General features: G+C 44.6%; 13 protein-coding genes. 8 read left to right on the forward strand and 5 right to left on the reverse strand.

The window, feature by feature from the left end; all coding sequences use genetic code 11:
- Positions 1-25 precede the first annotated feature (25 nt).
- Positions 26-1,405 carry a cysteine--tRNA ligase gene (gene cysS / locus BLW34_RS06185; protein WP_090577151.1) on the forward strand — a complete coding sequence of 460 codons (1,380 nt, stop codon included), beginning with the start codon at positions 26-28 and terminating at the stop codon, positions 1,403-1,405.
- Between the two features lie 59 nt (positions 1,406-1,464).
- Here the strand turns inward: cysS and BLW34_RS06190 are convergent, their stop codons facing one another.
- On the reverse strand, positions 1,465-3,012 hold the full coding sequence (locus BLW34_RS06190) for an NAD(P)H-hydrate dehydratase (protein ID WP_090577041.1): 1,548 nt from the start codon (positions 3,010-3,012) through the stop codon (positions 1,465-1,467).
- Positions 3,013-3,071: 59 nt separating this feature from the next.
- Here BLW34_RS06190 and purL point away from each other — a divergent pair, with 59 nt between their 5' ends.
- Together purL and BLW34_RS06200 are read left to right on the forward strand one after the other, a co-directional pair.
- Positions 3,072-7,067 (forward strand): phosphoribosylformylglycinamidine synthase, encoded by a 3,996-nt coding sequence (gene purL / locus BLW34_RS06195; protein ID WP_090577044.1) that lies wholly within the window; start codon positions 3,072-3,074, stop codon positions 7,065-7,067.
- Positions 7,068-7,207: 140 nt separating this feature from the next.
- Complete coding sequence (locus BLW34_RS06200; RefSeq protein WP_256203626.1) at positions 7,208-8,413, forward strand: ChaN family lipoprotein; 1,206 nt, start codon at positions 7,208-7,210, stop codon at positions 8,411-8,413.
- A gap of 475 nt (positions 8,414-8,888) precedes the next feature.
- Here BLW34_RS06200 and BLW34_RS06205 read toward each other — a convergent pair whose 3' ends face one another.
- From BLW34_RS06205 to nadB, 4 genes are all read right to left on the reverse strand, one after another.
- Positions 8,889-10,268, reverse strand: a complete 1,380-nt coding sequence (locus BLW34_RS06205; RefSeq protein ID WP_090577050.1) for a sigma 54-interacting transcriptional regulator — start codon at positions 10,266-10,268, stop codon at positions 8,889-8,891.
- Between the two features lie 10 nt (positions 10,269-10,278).
- Entirely contained in the window at positions 10,279-10,848 is a 570-nt protein-coding gene (locus BLW34_RS06210; protein WP_090577053.1) for a hypothetical protein, read from the reverse strand.
- Positions 10,845-12,356 carry a HAMP domain-containing sensor histidine kinase gene (locus BLW34_RS06215; protein WP_090577056.1) on the reverse strand — a complete coding sequence of 504 codons (1,512 nt, stop codon included), beginning with the start codon at positions 12,354-12,356 and terminating at the stop codon, positions 10,845-10,847. The genes BLW34_RS06210 and BLW34_RS06215 overlap by 4 nt, the downstream gene beginning before the upstream one ends.
- A 173-nt stretch (positions 12,357-12,529) precedes the next feature.
- On the reverse strand, positions 12,530-14,140 hold the full coding sequence (gene nadB / locus BLW34_RS06220; protein WP_090577059.1) for an L-aspartate oxidase: 1,611 nt from the start codon (positions 14,138-14,140) through the stop codon (positions 12,530-12,532).
- A gap of 263 nt (positions 14,141-14,403) precedes the next feature.
- On the opposite strand from nadB, the gene rpoE reads away from it, so the two are divergent.
- From rpoE to lepA, 5 genes are all read left to right on the forward strand, one after another.
- Positions 14,404-15,006, forward strand: coding sequence for an RNA polymerase sigma factor RpoE (gene rpoE / locus BLW34_RS06225; RefSeq protein WP_090577062.1), 603 nt, complete (start codon positions 14,404-14,406; stop codon positions 15,004-15,006).
- A 21-nt stretch (positions 15,007-15,027) separates the two neighbouring features.
- Positions 15,028-15,570, forward strand: a complete 543-nt coding sequence (locus tag BLW34_RS06230; RefSeq protein ID WP_090577065.1) for a sigma-E factor negative regulatory protein — start codon at positions 15,028-15,030, stop codon at positions 15,568-15,570.
- Positions 15,571-15,761: 191 nt separating this feature from the next.
- Positions 15,762-17,156 (forward strand): DegQ family serine endoprotease, encoded by a 1,395-nt coding sequence (locus tag BLW34_RS06235; protein WP_090577067.1) that lies wholly within the window; start codon positions 15,762-15,764, stop codon positions 17,154-17,156.
- A 23-nt stretch (positions 17,157-17,179) separates the two neighbouring features.
- A complete protein-coding gene (locus BLW34_RS06240; protein WP_256203627.1) occupies positions 17,180-17,431 on the forward strand; it encodes a glutaredoxin family protein in 252 nt (83 codons plus the stop codon).
- 103 nt (positions 17,432-17,534) lie between these two features.
- Positions 17,535-19,325, forward strand: a complete 1,791-nt coding sequence (lepA, locus tag BLW34_RS06245) for a translation elongation factor 4 (protein WP_090577075.1) — start codon at positions 17,535-17,537, stop codon at positions 19,323-19,325.
- The last annotated feature ends 56 nt before the right edge of the window (positions 19,326-19,381 follow it).

A 19,381-nucleotide genomic window follows, 5' to 3' on the forward strand; every position in this document is an offset into this window, starting at 1 on the left:
CTCTCACAATTATTCATTCGCTGTGATGCTTAAAATTTATAACACCCTGACTCGAAAAAAACAGAATTTTATTCCTTTAATACCTGGTGAAGTCAAAATGTATGTGTGCGGTATGACCGTGTATGATTTCTGTCATCTGGGCCATGCGCGTGTTATGGTAGTCTTTGATACGGTTGTGCGCTGGCTAAAAATGGTTGGCTTTAAAGTGACTTATGTGCGTAATATCACGGATATTGATGACAAAATCATTAAGCGTGCTCATGAAAATGGTGAATCAATCGATACCCTGACCAAACGTTTTATCGAGGCCATGCATGTAGATGCGGCAATGCTGGGTGTTGCGCAACCTACGCACGAACCGCGTGCAACACAATGTGTTGAAAGTATGATCACCATGATTCGTATCCTTATTCAAAAGGGATTTGCATACGCCGCAGATAATGGGGATGTATTTTATGCTGTCCACCAATTCCCTGATTACGGAAAGCTTTCTGGGAAATCACTCGAAGATCTGCGTGCGGGCGAGCGGGTGGAGATCGATCTCAATAAAAAAGATCCATTGGATTTTGTTCTATGGAAAGCGACTAAACCAGATGAGCCCTGCTGGGATTCCCCATGGGGAAAGGGGCGCCCGGGTTGGCATATTGAATGTTCAGCGATGAGTGAGCATTATCTGGGTGAGCATTTTGACATTCATGGTGGTGGCCAGGATCTGCAATTTCCTCATCACGAGAATGAAATAGCACAAAGCGAGGGCGCACATGATCATCCTTATGTTAATTATTGGATGCATAATGGCTTTGTGCGTGTTGATAACGAGAAGATGTCGAAATCATTGGGAAATTTTTTCACAGTACGGGAAGTTCTGACACGCTATCAACCAGAAGTCGTGCGTTTTTTTATTTTGCGTGCACATTATCGTAGTCCGTTGAATTACTCAGATGAACATCTGAACGATGCCAAGAATGCACTTGATCGGCTTTATATCGCGTTAAAAGAGTATGACGTGCCAGTCACTACTGAAATAAGCTGGGATGATCCTTATGCTAAACGTTTTATGGCTGCGATGAATGACGATTTCAATACTCCTGAAGTCATCGCTGTCCTGTTTGATCTCGCAGGGGAGATTAATAGAACAAGTAGTTTCCAGCATGCAACACTGCTTAAAACATTGGGCGGGATATTGGGGTTGTTGCAGCAAAATCCACAAAAATATCTACAATATGATTTTTCAACGGAAAAAAGCCTGTTTTCGCAAGAAGATATCGAACGAATGATTCAGCAGCGTTTGGAAGCGCGAAGAAAGCGAAATTTTGTTCAGGCTGACAATATTCGTAAACAGCTTTTGGACGTAGGCATTATTCTGGAAGATGGCGCGCAGGGTACAACCTGGCGCCGTCAGTAATGCTTTCTAACTGAAAGCAATGAGATTCCAGTTTCTCAGTTGACGCTGGGAAGGAATAATCAATAAATGCTATGAGTGTGGGAATATCTGAGCTGGGCGTCATGACCATAGATCCACTGGTTGAGCAAATGACGGGCTGAATGAATAATTTCTGATGCTGTCATTCCTATCGGGCCATGCAGCGTTTCAAGTAAATTATCTGCTGCTGCACCATGCAGATAAACTGCCAGTAACAGTGCATTCTCTGAAGATACTCCCTGTGCGAGTAAGGCCCCTATCATACCGGACAGCACATCGCCCGTTCCTGCACTGCTCAAACCTGGATTGCCGCTGGTATTGAAGTAACAATGACCGTTTGGCAGCATGCAAATGCTGCCTGCTCCTTTTAGTACAAGTGAGCAGTTAAAATCCTTGACTAAATTCTCTGCTGCTTGCATACGATGGCTCTGAACAGTAGCAATATCAGTATTGAGCAGCCGCGCCGTTTCAGCAGCATGAGGCGTGAGGATAGACGGAGCTTTGCGCATGCGTAACGTGCTGGCAAGTTCAGGATAGCAGGCAATGAGATTGAGTGCATCTGCATCCAATACCAGCGGTAAGGAGGTATGTAAGGCCTTCTCCAGGTAAAGACAGGCAGCGATTTCCTTTCCCAATCCTGGACCCACGATCAGGCAATTTAAGTGATTCAGTTCGAAGAGATCATCAACCGATCGCAGCATGAGTTCTGGTTGAGTGGGATCAATACTGATCGGTTGATCGACAATCAGGCCAAGGTAGACGCGTCCGGCTCCTAATTTAAGTGCAGCTGACCCTGCTAATAGCGCTGCTCCTACCATGCCCGATGATCCACCAATAATGCCAACACTGCCAAAAACTCCTTTGTGGCTGTTAATTGGGCGAGGGGCAGGCAATAATCTTTTTATCATGGTTTCGTCGAGCAACCATGATCGGGGGGGGGGCATGGAAATTGCATCAAGATCCAGATTGCACAGAATGATTTCCCCAGAATATTCGCAGCCCTCATGTGTCAGAAGACCTGGCTTCAGACCGATAAAAGTAACCGTGATCGTTGCTTTGACGGCAGCATTAGGGGCAACTCCGCTATCTGCGCTAAGACCACTTGGAATATCGAGCGCAAGCACCGGTAAATTCATGTTATTGACGGCTTTGATCAGATGCTGGTATTTTTCACCCAATGGATGTTTTGCAGGGTTTAGGCCAATGCCAAATAGGCCATCGATGACGACATGCCATAGCCCCGAAGACGGGATTTCACTATGCAATTTGCCTCCTGCACGCAGCCAGTTTTCTAACGCCCGGCCAGCGTCCTGAGATAAATGGGAGGATGCTCCAGTGAAAACCGTAGTAACCTGAAAACCCCATGCATGCAGATGGCGTGCTGCGACAAAGGCATCTCCCCCGTTATTACCTGGCCCGGCTAGCACCAGCACTTTGTTTTTATCGTTAACCAGTAATCTATCCTTGACGATATACGCAGCAGCTAAGCCGGCTTTTTCCATTAAACTAGGAGAATTAGGCAGGGCGGCAGCGAGCTGCTCGATTTCACGAATTTCAGGGGTGGAATAGACAGGGGTCGGGTTATTCATCTGATTGTGCGCCTTCTCGTGTAAAATTATTATTCTCAATTCAACGGACTATTTTTTTGATGCTCCAATTTCGAGGCCATAAGGCACTATCCCAATTTCGGTTACAAAAATTATCTGATCTGATCAAAGCCATCGTACCGCAATTTTCGGCTATTGACGCCGAATACTGGTATTTTTGTGAAACCAGCCGCGATTTGGATCAGGATGAATTAAACATTCTGCAGAAGTTACTCAACATTGAGCCAGCTCGTCAATCACATGTGCCAAAGGGTGAGCTTTTACTGGTGTTACCGCGCCCCGGCACCATTTCACCTTGGTCATCCAAAGCAACGGACATTGCTCATCATTGCGGACTTGATATAACTGAAAGAGTAGAGCGGGGTATTGCATTTTATATTCAGCATGAAACGGCCCTTTCTCATGAGAATAAGCGTGCAATCGAAGCGGTTATCCATGATCGCATGACTGAAGCGGTTTTTCATTCATTGTCTGAAGCAACGATTTTGTTTCGCCACTTTGAGCCAGCAGCTCTCAAAGAAGTGGATATCCTGAAAGGTGGGATTGAAGCTTTAAACAAAGCTAATCAAGAGATGGGATTAGCCTTGTCTCCTGATGAAATTGACTATCTCATAAATTATTTTCTTGAAATTAAGCGTAATCCTACTGATGTCGAGTTGATGATGTTTGCTCAAGCGAATTCAGAGCATTGTCGACATAAGATTTTTAACGCGGACTGGATTATCGATAGCGAGCCAAAGAATCAATCGCTATTTTCGATGATACGTCATACCCATCAACAGTGTCCACAGGGTACGATTGTGGCGTATGCGGATAATGCCGCTATTATCGAAGGGGCAACGATCAATCGATTTTATCCCGGGAAGCATCATGCTTATGGCTATGCAATGGAGCCTACCCATTTGCTCATAAAAGTGGAAACTCATAATCATCCCACGGCCATTTCTCCTTTCCCTGGCGCCGCAACAGGAGTAGGAGGAGAAATTCGTGATGAAGGGGCGACCGGTCGGGGCGCCAAGCCCAAGGCAGGATTAGCCGGGTTTTCTGTTTCCAATCTACGTATTCCAGATTTTATTCAGCCTTGGGAGGCATGGCATGGCTATGAGCAAGAGTGCTATGGCAAGCCGGCCCGTATTGCTTCAGCCCTGGAAATCATGCTGGTGGGACCGATCGGTGGGGCTGCGTTTAATAATGAATTTGGCCGACCTAATCTTGCAGGTTATTTCCGAACATTTGAAGCGCACGTTGCGGGGGAAATACGCGGCTATCACAAGCCTATCATGCTGGCAGGAGGGGTCGGTCAGATTTCCCACCGGCATACTGCGAAGCAGAGTTTCTCGACAGATGCCTTGCTGATTCAACTGGGCGGACCGGGCATGCTGATCGGGTTGGGTGGTGGGGCAGCTTCCAGCATGGATACTGGGACTAACACGGAAGAGCTGGATTTCGATTCGGTACAACGCGGTAATGCAGAAATGCAGCGCCGTGCGCAGGAAGTGATCGATCGTTGCTGGCAGCTGGAGCGGAGCGGGCAACCCAATCTCATTCTTTCAATCCACGATGTCGGTGCAGGAGGGCTGTCTAACGCATTGCCGGAGCTTGTTCATGGCGCAGGGTGCGGGGGACGGTTTGATTTGCGTGCGATTCCTTCGGAAGAATCGGGGATGTCACCGATGCAGATCTGGTGTAACGAAGCCCAGGAGCGGTATGTACTCGCTATCCGGCGTGAATCCTTGGCGTTGTTTCAGGGGATTTGTGAGCGGGAGCGATGCCCCTATGCCGTAGTGGGTGAAACGATTGTTCAGCAGCAGCTTATCGTTTCTGATGAAAAACCGAGCGCTAAACCGATAGATATGCCGCTTTCGGTATTACTGGGTAAGCCGCCCAAAATGACGCGGAAGGTAGCGCATATCTCCAAGACGCTTGTTCCTCTTGATCTGATAGGATTGTCTTTGCAGGAAGCGGCCTATCGGGTTCTGAGATTGCCTGCTGTTGCAGATAAAACTTTTCTGATCGCCATCGGAGATCGGAGTGTGGGTGGAATGACTGCGCGTGATCAAATGGTGGGGCCCTGGCAGATACCGGTGGCAGATGTCGCAGTGACAACCATGGGTTATCAAACCTATCTCGGCGAGGCATTTGCGCTTGGTGAACGCGCGCCCCTGGCACTGATCGATCCGGCAGCGTCAGCGCGCATGGCAGTGGGGGAAGCCATTACCAATATCGCTGCTGCTGCGATAGGTCATCTTAGCGAGATCAAGCTCTCTGCCAACTGGATGGCCGCAGCCGGACATGCCGGTGAGGATGCGGCACTCTATGACGCCGTTCACGCCGTCGCGATGGAATTGTGCCCTCAACTCGGGATCAGCATCCCGGTTGGCAAAGATTCCATGTCCATGAAAACTGCATGGCAGGAGTCAAATGGAGATAAAGACAAGGAACAGAAAGAAGTGATTGCGCCGCTATCGTTGATTATTTCTGCCTTTGCAAGAGTGAGCGATGTACGCAAGACACTCACCCCGCAATTGCGTACTGATTGTGGAGAAACCGAACTTATTCTGATTGATCTGGGAGGGGGGAGAAATCGCCTGGGTGGCTCAGCATTGGCACAAGTTTATGGGCAGTTAGGGAATATTGCACCCGATCTATCGAGTGCGGCTGAAATAGATAAGCTTAAGCGTTTGTTTTCAGCCATACAGGAATTGAATGATGCGGATCAGATTGTCGCTTACCATGATCGTTCAGATGGTGGATTATTTGTGACCTTATGCGAGATGGCTTTCGCGGGACATGTAGGCGTGACGGTCAATCTGGATCAGTTGTGTTTTGATCCGCTGGCCAATGATGTCGATGGTTATGAAATCAAGCCGGAAGTACTGCATGGGAGATTTCTCGAACGCCTGATGGCGGTTTTGTTCAGTGAAGAATTGGGGATAGTGATTCAGACCGAAGTACAACATCATGAGGCAGTGCTACGTACATTGTCCCAAGCCGGATTAGGTCAAGATAGTTTTGTTCTGGGAAACCTTAATGAGCAAGATGAGATCCGTTTCTTACGTAACAATAAAATCGTTTTTCAGGAGAAACGGGTTAATTTGCAGCGCGCTTGGTCGGAAACCACATACCAGATGCAAAAATTGCGTGATAATCCAGCATGTGCGCAACAAGAATTCGATCGTATTCTCGATACCTCAGACCCTGGTCTGAGTGCTGCGCTGACTTTTGCTATCGATGAAGATATTGCTGCGCCCTTTATTCACACTGGCATCCGACCCAAGATGGCTATTCTGCGCGAGCAAGGTGTAAATGGCCATGTTGAAATGGCGGCTGCCTTTGATCGCGCCGGGTTTGATGCCATTGATGTGCATATGAGCGATATTATGGCTGGACGCGTTTCCTTAGGTGACTATAAGGGGTTTGCTGCATGTGGTGGCTTTTCTTACGGGGATGTGCTGGGGGCCGGTGAAGGGTGGGCCAAATCTATCCTGTTTAACGCACGTGCTCATCATGAGTTTCAGTCTTTTTTTGAGCGTAGGGATACGTTCGCGTTGGGTGTATGCAATGGTTGCCAGATGATGAGCAATTTGCATGAAATCATTCCCGGTACTGGTCACTGGCCGCATTTCGAGCGTAATCTCTCCGAGCAATTCGAAGCACGCTTTGTTATGGTTGAGATACCATGCAGTCCCTCACTCTTTTTCGATGACATGGCGGGAAGCCGCTTGCCTATCACGGTAGCCCATGGAGAAGGATATACAGCATTCAGTAGTGATCAGCAACTGGAGTCGGCGTTATCTTATGTCGCATTACGCTTTGTTGATCACCGAGGTGCGCCAACTGAGCGGTATCCATTCAACCCTAATGGGTCGCCACAAGGGATAACCGGGCTGACCTCGATGGATGGCCGGTTTACCATTCTGATGCCCCATCCGGAACGGGTTTTTCGTACTGTACAGCATTCCTGGCATGTGGATACCTGGCTAGAAGATTCTCCATGGATGAGGATGTTCAGAAATGCGCGTAAATGGGTAGGGTAGGTGTCTGGAATCAATTAGGAACCGGATTTGTCTTTCCGAAGGTATTTCTGCGTGGCAATCTAAACCATTAATATTCTCAAGAATAATCAATAAAAATGACTAATTTGAAAGTGAGTGTCCGAAGCGGATTAGTAAGCATAATGTTATTAGCATGGGGGGTATATCCCGACAATTTGCTAGCACAAGTTATCCCGGCCCATAAACCTGAAGTCCGGATCGGTAACTCTGCGCGGGAATGTGTGTCGGCAGCGAATTGGATTATCCCTGGCAAGGGCGCAACTACCTTGCCCGAGATCATGACGCATGCAGCAGATCAATCAGTCATTTTACTGGGTGAAACACACGTTAATCAGGAGCATCACCGTTGGCAGTTGCAAATGCTGGCGGCGCTTTATGCTGCTCGTCCCGATATGGTGATTGGTTTTGAAATGTTTCCACGCCGCATCCAGAAAGTACTCGACCAGTGGGTCGCAGGCGAACTGTCTGAGTCTGCCTTTCTAAAAGCTTCAGAGTGGGATACGGTATGGAGAACTGATGCGAGTCTTTATCTACCATTATTTCATTTTGCACGCATGAATCGTATCCCGATGCGAGCGCTTAATATCGATACACGCCTAAGGAAACAGGTATCCGAGAAAGGTTTTGATGGCGTTCCGGAGAATGAACGCGAGGGGGTGACGCGTCCGGCGCCTCCTAGCCCTGAATATCTCGATTTCCTGTTGCCGATATACGAGTCACATGACCGCAAGGGCAAGAAAAAGGAAGGAGATAGTCGTTATGATCCCGATTTCTTACGATTTGTCGTTGGCCAGCAATTATGGGATCGGGCAATGGCTCAAGAGATTCTTGCAGCGCTCGGCATGCATAGTCGAGGAAAAAGCCCACTAGTTGTTGGTATCATGGGATCAGGGCATATTTTGCGTGGTTTTGGTGTGCCCCATCAATTGAAAGATCTGGGTGTCACGAGAATTACCTCACTGTTACCATGGGATGAGAGCAAATCGTGTGATCAGCTGGTTGCAGGTTATGCAAGTGCGGTTTTTGGCATTGCCCCCTTTGCTGCAGAAACAACACCTTTGCGCCAGCGATTGGGCATCCGCTACGAGATTGCCTTGGAAGATGGGGGGGCACGTATTTTGCAGGTTGAAGAAGGCAGCATAGCTGAAGCAGCCAATATGCGTGAAGGCGATATTATTATGGAAATTGCTGGACTGTCGGTAAAGGAACTGGGTGATATCATCGCTGTGATCAAGCATCAGGCACCGGGTACCTGGTTACCGCTCAGAGTTAAGCGAGGGAATGACGAAATCGAGATCGTTGCCAAATTTCCTGCGCTGGTGAAATGAAGACGCTATCACAATCCAGCTCGCATACTACACAAAGTGTTTGAGTGAGATAATTTTTCGGCATTGCGCTGATTGTCAGCTCGTGCGGAGTGGTAGCAGAGGATCACCTTGGGGTAGATAATGATATTACCGTCACGATTGATCCCATTATTTTTTACGCAATGACTTACCCGATCAGGCGCACCGGCCATACGAATAGCCGAGGTAAAGCAGAGCGTATCAGATTCTGGAGATCTGTTTAATTTGACTCTGGAACAGTCAACACCTATTTATCATTTGCGTGTTCTGGTAGTTAACCGAGAAGGAAGCGCCGCCCATATTACGCGAGGTGATGGTTTATAAATCAGGCAATAAAAAACATCCTGCTGGCAGAGGGTTCTGATGACCTTGAGATTGCCTATACACTGGCTACTAAATTACAAGGTCGCCGACCTGATTTTCTCTGTTGATTTTGTTATACCTTGGCAGAAGGTTCTTAACACAATTCTTTGTTTTTTTCTTGTTGTTTATAAAGGGTAAAATCAAGTTGATGTCTTTGAAGAAGTTTATAGAATTCTGTCCGATTGCGCTTGGCTAACCTGGCAGCTTGCGTGACATTACCCGAAGTCATTTTCAGCAGACGTACCAGGTAATCTCTTTCAAACTGTTTGCGTGCTTCTTCGAACGATACGAGCTGTGTTTCTTCCTTATGCATCGCATCATAAACCAGTTGATATGAAATGAGAGGATTCGCACTCAGGACGACGCTTTGTTCTATTACATTCATCAATTGCCGGATATTACCTGGCCAGGAGGCACTTAGCAGAAGATTGATTGTCTCCGGAGAGAACCCATTGATTTCTTTTTCGTATTTCTCAGCAAATGCGCGAAGAAAATGATTTGCCAGTAAGGGAATATCTTCACGGCGTTGAGCGAGTGAGGGAATAGTTAAACCAACTACATAGAGCCGATAATACAGATCCTCCCGAAAATTTCCTGCAATGATCTCCTCTTTGAGATTACGGTGGGTAGCTGAAATGATCCGGACATCAATTGGGACTGCTTGTGTAGATCCGACGGGTCTGATTACCCTCTCTTGTAGTGCATGCAGTAACTTTACTTGCAGTAGCAAAGGCATGTCACCAATCTCATCAAGAAACAACGTGCCACCTTCAGCTAATTGAAACAAACCTTTATGGTCTCGGATAGCGCCTGTAAAAGCGCCTTTGACATGCCCAAATAGCTCGGATTCCAGTAATTGTTCAGGAATGGCTGCGCAATTGATGGTTACAAAGGGCTGGCAACAACGTTTGGATGCTTGATGAATAGCGCGTGCAAATAATTCTTTGCCAACGCCACTTTCCCCTGAAAGTAGAACACTGGCGTTTCCTTCTGCAACCCGTTCTACTTTAGTGAGAATATCTTCCATTTCAGCATTTTGGGTAATGATGTTTTTGCGCCATGCGACTTGTGATACTTCACTGGATTCGCTATTTCCGTTGTTGCACGTAAGTCTGAATGCCCGATTAATTTGATCGAGTAAGGTTTTGGGATCATAAGGTTTAGTGAGGTAACCAAAAATACCACGCTGAACTGCGGCGACAGCATCCGGGATAGTGCCATATGCTGTCAGGATGATGACCGGTAGCGTTGGAATAGCGTGATGAATATGTTCAAATAATGTCATACCGTCCATCCCACTCATTTGCATGTCACTAATGACAAGATGGGGGCGTATGATGTCCAAGCAATTCAGCGCTGTTTCAGCACTGGTTGCTACGATAGTTTCAAATCCCGCAGCGGTTAAACGTATTGAGAGTAATTCAAGAAGATCTGAGTCGTCATCGACAAGTAAGATTTTTTTAGGCTGTACCATATATTTTTACTCAAGGTGTTATTCTTCGGATTGGGTTCTTTTCCATATTTTTAATTGGGTTTTTTTCCATACTTTTTATTGCGTCTATTCTATTTTGCAGAGTTTGAGCATGTTCTTCCGATACTTTTAATCTTTGCAATAAATTTTTTGTATGAGTTTTTGCAATTTGTTGTTCTGTAAGCAGTAAAACTAATAATTTCTTGAAACTAGCCAAATTAGGCGGTAGCGTTATATCCTGTGGCCAGTTATTCAATAAATCAAGAGCAGTGTGGGTATCTGTGAAAACCGTATTGGGTAAGCTAATAAGTAAGATATATTTAAGACGGCTTTCGGGATCGGTATTATTTTTGAAGTGATTTTTAGCATAATTGTATTCCCAAGCTAATTGGAAAGTATTCTTTTCCTGTAGCAGATCATGATACAACATCAATTTATCGAGGCTGTTGTATTGGTCAGATTTATCTTGCTGAAGAGTTTGTTCGGTAAAAATGACTGCTGATTGTTGAGCAGGCGTTACTGTGCATCCGATTAATGTAGCAGAAAATATGAAAAGTAATATGGACTTGAAAGTGACACTCATGGTTGTGCTTCAGGGTCATGGATAGGCAAAATCAGACGGAGATGGGCTCCTTGTCCAATATGTTTAATGAGTTCAATATCTCCACCGTGTGCGAGCGCATATTCTCGGGCAATGGATAATCCAAGCCCAGTTCCTCTGATATGGCTATTAGGTATACTGCGCCCCTGATAAAAGGGTTCAAATATTTTATCCTCGTCGGTGATATCAATACCAATGCCATTGTCAATGATGTCGAGTTGGATGATTTGACCGATTTGTATCGTAGAGATTTTGATGCTGCCTCCCTGTGGGGAGAATTTTATGGCATTTGATAAAAGGTTATCAATAATAATGCCAATTTTCTGCTTGTCGCATTCAAGTAGCAGATCTGGGGAAGTCAACTCAATCTTTATTTTTCTGCTCATAATGGAAAGATTCTGATCTTTCAATATATTGGTGATGATGTGAGCTAGATTTGTGCGCTGTTTAATGAGTGCAGTTTTGTCTGCTTGAAGTGCACTAAAGCTCAATAAATCTTCAATGCGTTTCTGCAATTGAATACTGCTAGTATGGAGAATATCCGCTATTTGTTGCTGTTTCTTATTAAGATTACCGGTTATTCCTTCTGCAAGGAGATTAGCACCTTCACGAATGGCGGTGAGGGGTGTTTTAAGTTCATGAGAGACATGCCGCAAGAACAGAATTTTCTGTTCTTCTAATTTAAGCAAGCGGCGGCGCATCCAGTCCAGGCGAGAGCCTAAGTATTTTAAATTTTCCGGCCCATTGATTCGTACCGCGCTGGATAACTTACCCTGTCCCATATTATAAATTGCTTCATCAAGCTGGCGAAGTGGACGAGCCATGAACACCGAGAAAGTAAGTGCCAGCGAGATAACAAATGGAATCAGAATGACTAATTCCCATTCTACCAAAGTACGGGCATGTGCGGCCATTTCACTCATTTCGTTTACGTTCTGCCCAATTAACTGATAATTTTCTGTAGAAAAATCCTGAGCAAGGATAAGCAGAGAGGCAAATTGATCGAGCAAATCTCGCAAATTCTGAGGTGTGTCATATGAAGCCAGTATTTCGCGAAAAATCGTTGTCTCAAATAATCGTAATTTTTCCAATAAAAGCTGTTGTTTGAGATGGGGAGAAACTTCAAGCAGCTTTATCGCTGTTTTCTCAAAATTGACGTGTGCCTGAAAATAACCTTTGAGTAAGGATAAATCTTCCAAGATATGTGCGTGCTGTACACTTCGCTCCATGTCAATGATTTCATCAATGAGTATACTGCTGCCATGTGTAATTTGTGTTGCTTGATAAACAGTTTTGCGGCTTTGTTCGGCAAGCTGATCAATACGTGTCGCACTATAGATTAGCGCGGCGATCAATGGTAAGCCTATTATTGAGAAGCCAAGCAAAATTAATTTTAAAAATGACCTGGGATTATGGCGTAGTTCTGTTTGGCGGATAGTATCCGATTTATCATCTGTATTTGATGTGACATAATCTATCGCAATTCTCATTACATCTGTCCTTTTTGTTTTCTATCACCCAGCCATGTTTTTTTTATAAAAATAAAGACTTTAAGCGGTTTTTCTAAATTACAACTTATTATATTGAGGATGAGAGAGCTTTCTGATGTATGTGAAACAAGCGACAAATGCTGGATTTGTCGCGCCTATATTACTGCCGTATTCTAGGAAATCAATTCGAATTCTTTTCGTTTCAAGATAGTATTCTGGGCTTGTGGTGAAGTGTCTGGATAATCAAGGCTATAGTGCAATCCACGGCTTTCATGGCGTAACTTTGCACTTTGCACAATTAAATCAGCAGTCGTAACCAGGTTGCGTAGCTCTAACAAATCACCTGTTACGCGGAAATTAGTATAGTACTCGTTGATTTCCTCATGTAGCAGATTTATGCGGTTTTGAGCACGCTGCAAGCGTTTATTGGTTCGTACGATTCCTACGTAACTCCACATGAAGCGGCGTAATTCATCCCAGTTATGCGAAATCACGATTTCCTCGTCTGCGTCTGTTACACGGCTTTCATCCCATTTTGGTAGTGATATAGGAGGTACTGGTGATTGATTGAGGATATCCTTGGCTGCAGCTTGGCCGAATACCAAACACTCTAGTAAAGAATTGCTGGCTAATCGGTTGGCACCATGTAATCCAGTATGAGCGGTCTCGCCAATGGCATATAAGTTGTCTAGATCAGTTTTGCCATTTCGATCAGTAACAATACCGCCGCATGTGTAATGTGCAGCGGGAACGACTGGGATGGGTTGGCGGGTGATATCAATCCCTAATTCGTGGCATCGAGCATAAATAGTGGGGAAGTGCTGCTTGAGGAAACCGGGCGATTTATGAGAAATATCCAGATAAACACAGTCAAGACCTCTTTTTTTCATTTCAAAATCAATAGCACGTGCGACAATATCTCGTGGCGCAAGTTCCGCGCGCACATCATGTCTAGGCATAAAGCGCTCGCCATTGGGAAGTTTTAATAATCCCCCTTCACCTCTAACGGCTTCACTAATTAGGAAAGATTTAGCATGCGGGTGATAAAGGCAGGTAGGGTGAAATTGAATAAATTCCATGTTGGCGATCCTGCAACCTGCACGCCATCCCATGGCGATACCGTCACCCGTGGCAGTATCGGGATTAGTTGTATAAAGATAGACTTTACCAGCCCCTCCTGTCGCTAATACCGTGCTGTGGGCAGCAATGGTGTGAATTTTATCTGCTTTAATATCCAATACATAAGCGCCATAGCATCGAGCATTCTGTTTGCCGGGATGATGAGGTAATTTAGAGCTTGTGATCAGATCAACTGCGATATGATGCTCGAGGATGACAATATTGGGATGTGTACAAATTTGCTTACTTAGCGTAAGTTGCACAGCTTTACCAGTGGCGTCATTGGTGTGAATAACTCGACGCACACTATGCCCACCTTCTTGTGTAAGGTGATACCCTGTTTCATTATTGTTATCGCGTGTAAAGTTGACTCCCTGAGAAATCAGCCATCTGACAGCCTGAGGTCCATTTTCAACTACGTAGCCTGTAATTGTTTCATCACATAATCCGGCGCCGGCAACCAATGTGTCGCGGATATGAGAATCAGAAGAGTCCTCCATTGAAAGCACTGCGGCAATTCCCCCTTGAGCCCAGGTACTGGAGCTATCATGTAATGTTCGTTTAGTGACAATAGCTACTTTCTGAGTTTGTGCTAGATTGAGTGCAAGCGTAAGCCCAGCTAGGCCACTGCCGATAATCAGCGTATCAAAATGATATTGTTGCATCGAATAGTCTTAATTTATTTGTAAACTAAAGTTGTCAAGATTGTCTATCAATCATAACTCAATAACTAAAGTTTCGTTGAAACTCTTATTGAGTAAAAATAGTGAACTAATCTGAATGATTTATTGTCTCTAATCCGATTTGTAATAGCTCACAACGGATCTCCGAACGGGCATAAACAGGTATACTTTGCTGACTGCTCAATTTAAAATTTGAGTGGCTGCATCAAAAGTTATCTATTTTTTAATTTCGGGGAACTGATGGCATGGGTGATCGTGAAATCGATCAACAATTGGTTGAACGTGTGCAGCATGGTGATAAGCGTGCTTTTGATTTGCTAGTGATCAAATATCAGAGAAAATTGGCACGTCTATTATCACAGTTTATTCGTGATGCTGCGGAGGTTGAAGATATTTCTCAAGAAACTTTTATTAAGGCTTATCGCGCTTTACCGTCATTTCGTGGTGAGAGTGCCTTTTATACTTGGTTATATCGTATCGGCATCAATACAGCAAAAAACTTTCTTGTATCCCAAGGAAGAAAGGTACCCACGACCGTTAATGAGTTTGATAATGAAGATGCAGAGAATTTTGAAGAGGCAGGTAAATTACGGGAAGTAAGTACTCCTGAAAGTGAACTGATGAGTAAACAAATTGCTCAAACGGTTAATCAAACATTAGACGCGTTACCTGAAGAATTAAGGACTGCGATTGTTCTAAGGGAAATTGAAGGTTTAAGTTATGAAGAGATTGCGAGCATTATGAATTGCCCCATAGGTACAGTTCGTTCTCGCATATTTCGTGCACGAGAGGCCATAGCTGAGAAACTGCGGCCTTTATTGGGAACAGGAAAAGACAAAAGGTGGTAATGGTAATGAAGGGGTGGTTATATGAAAAGTAAAATATCAGAGCTGATGGATGGTGAACTTGATACGGTGAATGCCGATGAGATAATCACAGAATTGAAGAAGAAAAATGATTTATTAAGTGATTGGGAAACATATCATATGATCAGTGAGGCGCTACGGCAATCTACTACATCACTTTCAATTGATGTGGCAAGACGAGTCAGTGATCGATTGATAAGCGAACCGATCTTATTTACGCCACGTGTATCACAATTGCATAAACGGAAATTAATTGCTCTTTCAGCTGCTGCTTCCTTTGCTGCCTTGGTAAGTGGATGGTTAATAATGCAAGCAACGGGCATTCAGCAGGAAGTGCTTATTGCTGAAAAGGTGAATAGTAACACCATTGTTCAAGTTGATCATCCTAATGTTTTTCTACCTTCCTCAGCCCTTACACTTCCATTTGTTCCTCAGCATGTTGGTGATTATTCATTGACTCATAGAGGGTTTCTACCTAATACGATGATGCATGTGCCGGTAACGGGCGAATATCAGGTTGAAGAAAAGGAAGAAAAATCTAGGTAGGACTTCATAAATTTCGAGTGAATTGTTCTTGATGAGCTTCTAAGGTTGAAGTGTCATGGTTTGCTAGATCGGCATCAACAAGGATTTTTGATCAAGTAAATAGCTGCTATCATTCTTTGTAAGATTTAGCCACATTTCTATTTGATTATTATATTTCCAGTATTTTACTAATTCTTTTATCAAGAAAAAATATGCAAAAATTTGTTTTACTGTGCCTCTTAATAATTTCTTCAATCAGTTCCATTCATTCAAAGGAACTGCCTGATTTTACCGGCTTAGTTGAGCAATATGGAGAAGCGGTTGTAAATATAAGTACAGTACAAACACAGCAGATTGCTGGGAGTCAGATTTTTCCAGAAATTCCTAATCTTCCTGAAGATTCTCCTTTTTTTGAGTTTTTTCGCAGGTATATGCAACCATTTTCAGGTCCTAGGAAGTATGAATCCAGATCACTAGGCTCTGGTTTCATTATTAGTAAGGATGGCTATATCCTGACTAATGCGCATGTGGTTGAATCTGCCAATGAGATTACAGTAAAACTGAATGATAAAAGAGAGTTTAATGCACAGGTCATTGGTACGGATCATAAAACTGACGTGGCCCTCATCAGGATCGATGCAAAAGACCTGCCGGTGGTGACCCAAGGTGATCCGGATAAACTTAAGGTAGGGGAGTGGGTTATTGCAATTGGCTCTCCCTTTGGTTTCGAAAATAGCGTGACAGCAGGGATAGTAAGTGCCAAAGGTCGCTCGCTTGCTCAGGAAAGCTATGTTCCTTTCATCCAGACAGATGTGGCGATCAATCCTGGAAATTCCGGTGGCCCCCTTTTTAACATGAAGGGAGAAGTGGTCGGTATCAATTCGCAGATTTATAGCCGGACAGGTGGCTTTATGGGATTGTCTTTCGCTATTCCAATCAATGTGGCAACGGAGATTGCTGATCAACTTAAGGCACATGGGAAGGTTTCACGCGGGAAACTTGGTGTCATGATTCAGGAGATGACCGAGGAACTGGCTGAATCCTTTGGCTTATCTCAATCACGTGGCGCACTGGTTGTTTCTGTAGAAAAAGATGGCCCGGCAGACAAAGCAGGAGTCGAGGTGAGAGATGTCATTTTGAAATTTGACGGTAAGGATATCGCTATTTCCAGCGATTTGCCGCGTATCGTGGGGAATACTAAACCCAAATCCAAAGTATCGGTGCAGGTCTGGCGTAATGGTGCCACCAAGAATCTCACTGTTTCCGTTGGGGAAATGCCATCAGATGAAAGTGAGCACGGTCGAAAACAAAGCAAAACACCTGATACTTCTAACCGTCTTGGATTGGCCCTGAGCGAGCTCTCTGACAGACAGAAGAAACAGCTCGGTGTAGAGAACGGATTGTTGGTCGAAGAAGCGCAAGCTGGTGTTGCGAGCCGTGCCGGCATACGTGAAGGTGATATTATTCTCGGATTCAATAACCGGGATGTCAAAACGATTAAACAATTTAATCAACTACTTAACAAGGTTGAGAAAGGACGGAATATTGCATTGTTGATAAAAAGGGGCGATATGACTACTTTCATTACAATGAAGCTCGATAATTAAAAATACATATGATGCCTGATTCTATGAAAAAGCTGATTGTGTATGGCCGAAGAGATTGTCATCTGTGCCAGGAAATGATTGCATCATTGCAGAAATTACAGAAGCAAATCCAGTTTGAATTTGAAGTGATTGATATTGACAGTGATCCTGAGCTGGTTAGTCAGTATAATGAGCGAATTCCCGTATTGGTATCGGCAACGGGAAAACAAGACGAAATCTGCCATTATTATCTCGATGATGCTGCGTTAGATGCGTATTTTGCTAAAGTTCGATAGAATGCTGTCGGCTAACCAAGGTCGACATTTTTTTATTCGAAAGTAAATCAGACCGTTATTACACACTAACAAAAAGATTCCTGATATTTAAAACTCCAACCGAATGCTACACATTCGCAATTTTTCTATTATCGCGCATATCGATCATGGTAAATCCACATTAGCTGATCGTATCATACAGTTTTGTGGTGGCTTATCTGATCGAGAGATGGAAGAGCAAGTGCTTGACTCTATGGACTTGGAGCGTGAACGTGGCATCACGATCAAAGCTCAGACTGTTGCATTGAGATACCAGGCACGTAATGGTCAGACTTTTCTGCTGAACTTGATTGATACACCTGGCCATGTCGATTTCTCTTATGAAGTGTCGCGGTCCTTAGCTGCCTGTGAAGGTGCTTTATTGGTGGTGGATGCTTCCCAGGGAGTAGAAGCTCAGACAGTGGCTAACTGCTATACCGCTATCGAGCAGGGTGTCGAGGTGATACCGGTATTGAATAAGATTGATTTGCCTGCTGCTGACCCGGATCGAGTGATTGCAGAAATAGAAGATATCATCGGAATAGATGCTGAGGATGCCTTGCGTGTTAGCGCTAAAACGGGTGAAGGCATACAGGATGTGCTCGAGGCAGTCGTTAAGCGTATCCCCGTACCTAAAGGAGATGTTGGCGCACCATTAAAAGCACTCATCATCGACTCGTGGTTTGATAATTATGTCGGTGTAGTGATATTGGTGCGAGTAGTAGATGGTACCTTGAAAGCCGGAAATAAGATCATGTTGATGGCCAGTCGAGCCACGCATTTATGTGAACAAGTCGGTGTATTTTTGCCTAAAGCCGAAAATCGTGATTTACTGAGCGCGGGCGAAGTAGGCTTCGTTATCTCTGGCATCAAGGAATTGAAGTCAGCCAAGGTAGGCGATACTGTCACATTGGCTGATAATCCTGCAGCTGAACCTTTGGTCGGGTTTAAAGAAATCAAGTCGCAGGTATTTGCCGGGCTTTATCCGGTCGAGTCCAATCAATATGATGCATTACGTGCTGCCTTAGAAAAGTTGCAGCTTAATGATGCATCGTTGCAGTTTGAGCCAGAAACATCGCAAGCACTCGGGTTTGGTTTCCGTTGCGGCTTTCTAGGTTTGCTCCATTTGGACATTGTTCAGGAGAGGCTGGAGCGGGAATATGATATGGATCTTATCACCACCGCGCCAACAGTGGTTTATCAGGTTGCGCTGCGTGATGGTACGGTTGCTGAAATTGAGAATCCATCAAAAATGCCCGAGCTCTCCAAAATTGAAGAGATTCGAGAACCCATTATTACCACCACGATATTAGTTCCAGAAGAATATGTAGGAACGGTTATGTCCCTGTGTACCGGAAAGCGTGGTACCCAAAGAAATATGCAATATATGGGCAGGCAAGTCATGCTGGTTTATGAAATGCCGCTAAATGAAGTGGTCATGGATTTTTTTGATAAGCTAAAATCGGTGAGTCGTGGGTATGCTTCGCTGGATTATGAATTCAAAGAGTTCCGCGCATCCGATCTGGTTAGACTCGATATACTGATTAATAGCGAAAAAGTGGATGCGTTGTCGTTAATCGTGCATCGTGCCAGTAGCCAGCAAAGAGGTCGTGAATTAGCGCAAAAGATGCGCGAGCTTATTCCGCGTCAAATGTTTGATATCGCAGTGCAAGCAGCAATTGGTGCGCATGTCGTGGCAAGAGAAAATGTTAAAGCATTACGTAAGAATGTTTTGGCCAAATGCTATGGTGGGGATATAACGCGCAAACGTAAGTTGCTTGAGAAGCAGAAAGCGGGGAAAAAACGTATGAAACGAGTCGGTAATGTAGAGATTCCCCAGGCAGCATTTCTGGCCATTCTGCAGGTTGGCAAATAATAGGTTGCTATAAGATCAAATTAACTGAGTGATAACCATGAATATTTGCCCTTTCT

The sequence above is a fragment of the Nitrosomonas sp. Nm58 genome (assembly GCF_900107335.1).
Taxonomy (GTDB): domain Bacteria; phylum Pseudomonadota; class Gammaproteobacteria; order Burkholderiales; family Nitrosomonadaceae; genus Nitrosomonas.

What these genes read in the sequence shown, in the direction of transcription:
- cysS (WP_090577151.1), top strand. Translation starts at nt 26, where the DNA reads ATGCTTAAAATTTATAACACCCTGACTCGAAAAAAACAGAATTTTATT.
- BLW34_RS06190 (WP_090577041.1), bottom strand. Translation starts at nt 3,012, where the DNA reads ATGAATAACCCGACCCCTGTCTATTCCACCCCTGAAATTCGTGAAATC.
- purL (WP_090577044.1), top strand. Translation starts at nt 3,072, where the DNA reads ATGCTCCAATTTCGAGGCCATAAGGCACTATCCCAATTTCGGTTACAA.
- BLW34_RS06200 (WP_256203626.1), top strand. Translation starts at nt 7,208, where the DNA reads ATGTTATTAGCATGGGGGGTATATCCCGACAATTTGCTAGCACAAGTT.
- BLW34_RS06205 (WP_090577050.1), bottom strand. Translation starts at nt 10,268, where the DNA reads ATGGTACAGCCTAAAAAAATCTTACTTGTCGATGACGACTCAGATCTT.
- BLW34_RS06210 (WP_090577053.1), bottom strand. Translation starts at nt 10,848, where the DNA reads ATGAGTGTCACTTTCAAGTCCATATTACTTTTCATATTTTCTGCTACA.
- BLW34_RS06215 (WP_090577056.1), bottom strand. Translation starts at nt 12,356, where the DNA reads ATGAGAATTGCGATAGATTATGTCACATCAAATACAGATGATAAATCG.
- nadB (WP_090577059.1), bottom strand. Translation starts at nt 14,140, where the DNA reads ATGCAACAATATCATTTTGATACGCTGATTATCGGCAGTGGCCTAGCT.
- rpoE (WP_090577062.1), top strand. Translation starts at nt 14,404, where the DNA reads ATGGGTGATCGTGAAATCGATCAACAATTGGTTGAACGTGTGCAGCAT.
- BLW34_RS06230 (WP_090577065.1), top strand. Translation starts at nt 15,028, where the DNA reads ATGAAAAGTAAAATATCAGAGCTGATGGATGGTGAACTTGATACGGTG.
- BLW34_RS06235 (WP_090577067.1), top strand. Translation starts at nt 15,762, where the DNA reads ATGCAAAAATTTGTTTTACTGTGCCTCTTAATAATTTCTTCAATCAGT.
- BLW34_RS06240 (WP_256203627.1), top strand. Translation starts at nt 17,180, where the DNA reads ATGAAAAAGCTGATTGTGTATGGCCGAAGAGATTGTCATCTGTGCCAG.
- lepA (WP_090577075.1), top strand. Translation starts at nt 17,535, where the DNA reads ATGCTACACATTCGCAATTTTTCTATTATCGCGCATATCGATCATGGT.